At 74.6% G+C, this 1,958-nt stretch carries 2 protein-coding genes and 1 pseudogene; all 3 read right to left on the bottom strand.

The genetic code is table 11. From position 1 onward, the window contains the following. Window positions 1-43: 43 nt before the first annotated feature. Window positions 44-853, bottom strand: coding sequence for a diaminopimelate epimerase (dapF, locus tag PLP61_RS16780; protein WP_324503935.1), 810 nt, complete (start codon window positions 851-853; stop codon window positions 44-46). Between the two features lie 33 nt (window positions 854-886). Beyond that, on the bottom strand, window positions 887-1,417 hold the full coding sequence (locus PLP61_RS16775; protein ID WP_324503933.1) for a dihydrofolate reductase family protein: 531 nt from the start codon (window positions 1,415-1,417) through the stop codon (window positions 887-889). Window positions 1,418-1,443: 26 nt separating this feature from the next. Further along, a pseudogene (locus PLP61_RS16770) lies at window positions 1,444-1,958 on the bottom strand (tRNA dimethylallyltransferase); the annotation flags it as partial.

Below are 1,958 nucleotides of genomic sequence, written 5' to 3'. Positions count from 1 at the left end.
CCGAGGTTCCACGGATCTCCATGGCGGCGAGCATAGGCCCCGGCTACAGGTCGGTGGTCCCCCGGGCGACGATCACAGCGGGGCCGGTGAGCAGCACGCGGTCCTCGGCGGTCCAGGTCACCGACAGCTCGCCGCCCGGCACGTCGACGCGGTAGGTCTCCCCCGGGCCGGCCCCGTCGGCAAGGGCCGACGCCACCATGACCGCGCAGGCCCCGGTGCCGCAGGAGCGGGTCTCTCCCGAGCCGCGCTCGTGCACGCGCATCGCCACGTGGCGTACGCCGCGGCGCGCGACGAACTCGACGTTGACGCCGCGCGGGTAGACCGTCGGGTCGAACCCGGGCGGGTCCAGCAGCGCCCCGGCGTCGCGAAGGTCCTCGACGAACGCCACCGCGTGGGGGTTCCCCATCGACACGTGCCGCGCGGGCCAGGTCCGTCCGGCCACCGAGACCGTGGTCTCTCCCAGCACCGCGGGCGTGCCCATGTCGACGGTGACCGCGGGACCGTCGACGGTGACCGACCGGAGTCCGGCGCGGGTGGCGACCTGGAAGGTCGGTCCGGTCACCAGCCCCTCGTCGAGCAGGTGGCGGGCCAGCACGCGGATGCCGTTGCCGCACATCTCGGCCAGCGAGCCGTCGGCGTTGCGGTAGTCCATGAACCACTCCGCCCCCGGCCCCTCCCCCACCGCGGTCGCCCGGACCACCCGGACCACCCCGTCGCCGCCGATGCCGGCCCGCCGGTCGCACAGGGCAGCCACGCGGGAGGGCGCCAGGTCGCCGTGGATCAGGCCGTCGTGGTCGGGCAGCAGGACGAAGTCGTTCTCGGTGCCGTGGCCCTTGAGGAACGGGTAGCTCACCGGGTCAGTCTCCCACCCGCGCCCTACCGGGCCTCACCCGTCGGCAGGGTGGGCCACGGTGTACCTCATGCAGGCGAAGTCGCCGTTGCGGGCCACCTCCTCCAGCCGCAGCTCGACGTGCGTGGGCAGCAGCGGGGTGCCGGCACCCAGCGTCATCGGGGCGATGCTCACGACGACCTCGTCGAGGTGTCCGGCGTCGGCGAACTGGGCGGCCAGCCCACCCCCGCCGATCACCCAGACGTCCTTGCCGTCGGCGGCCGCGGCGAGCTCGGCGTACACGTCGGCAACCGCGGCGTGGGTGAACCGCACGTTGCGGGCCGGCGCGAAGCGGCGGTGCGTGAACACCCAGGTCGGGACGTCCTGGGCGGCCTCCTCCGGGGCGTGGTCCAGGAGCCACTGGTAGGTGTTGGCGCCCATCGCGGCTGCCCCGACGTGGGCGTGGAAGCCGGTGAACCCCATCGGGCCGTCCGGGTCGTTGTCGCGGGACTGCAGCCAGTCCACCGAGTGGTCCAAGGTGGCGATGAAGCCGTCGAGGGTGGTCGCGGTGTAGTAGATGGCAGCCATGCCGACGAGTGTGCCCTCCTCGGGCCTCAGCCGCACGCCTCGTGGACGGCGGCCAGAGCCTGCTCCAGGAGGTCCGGCGCGTCCCAGGGCACCCAGACGATCCGGGGGTCCTTGCGGTACCAGCTGTCCTGGCGCCGGGCGAAGCGCCGGGTCGCCACGACCGTCCGCTCGCGGGCCTGCTCGAGGGTGAGCTCGCCGCGCAGGTGCGCCGCCACCTGGCGGTAGCCGATCGCCTCACGCGCGGTGCGTCCCCGCTGGAGGCCGGCGGCGAGGAGGCGGCGTACCTCCTCGACGAACCCCTGCTGGAACATCCGCGCCACGCGCTGCTCGATCCGCGCGTCCAGGGTCGGCCGGTCGATGTGGACGCCGACCTGGACGGTGGCGGGGTCGGCGTACTCGTGGACCGGGAGGTCCGCGGTGAACGGCCGGCCGGTGAGCTCGACGACCTCCAGGGCGCGCACGACCCTTCGCCCGTTGTCGGGCCGGATGCGGTCGGCGGCCGCGGGGTCGGCCGCCGCGAGCCTGGCGTGCAGCGCGGCCG

The organism is Nocardioides sp., from assembly GCF_035429765.1.
In the GTDB taxonomy this organism is placed as follows: Bacteria; Actinomycetota; Actinomycetes; order Propionibacteriales; family Nocardioidaceae; genus Nocardioides.
This window is presented reverse-complemented; position numbering and strand designations above follow the sequence as displayed.

What these genes read in the sequence shown, in the direction of transcription:
- PLP61_RS16775 (WP_324503933.1), bottom strand. Translation starts at nt 1,417, where the DNA reads ATGGCTGCCATCTACTACACCGCGACCACCCTCGACGGCTTCATCGCC.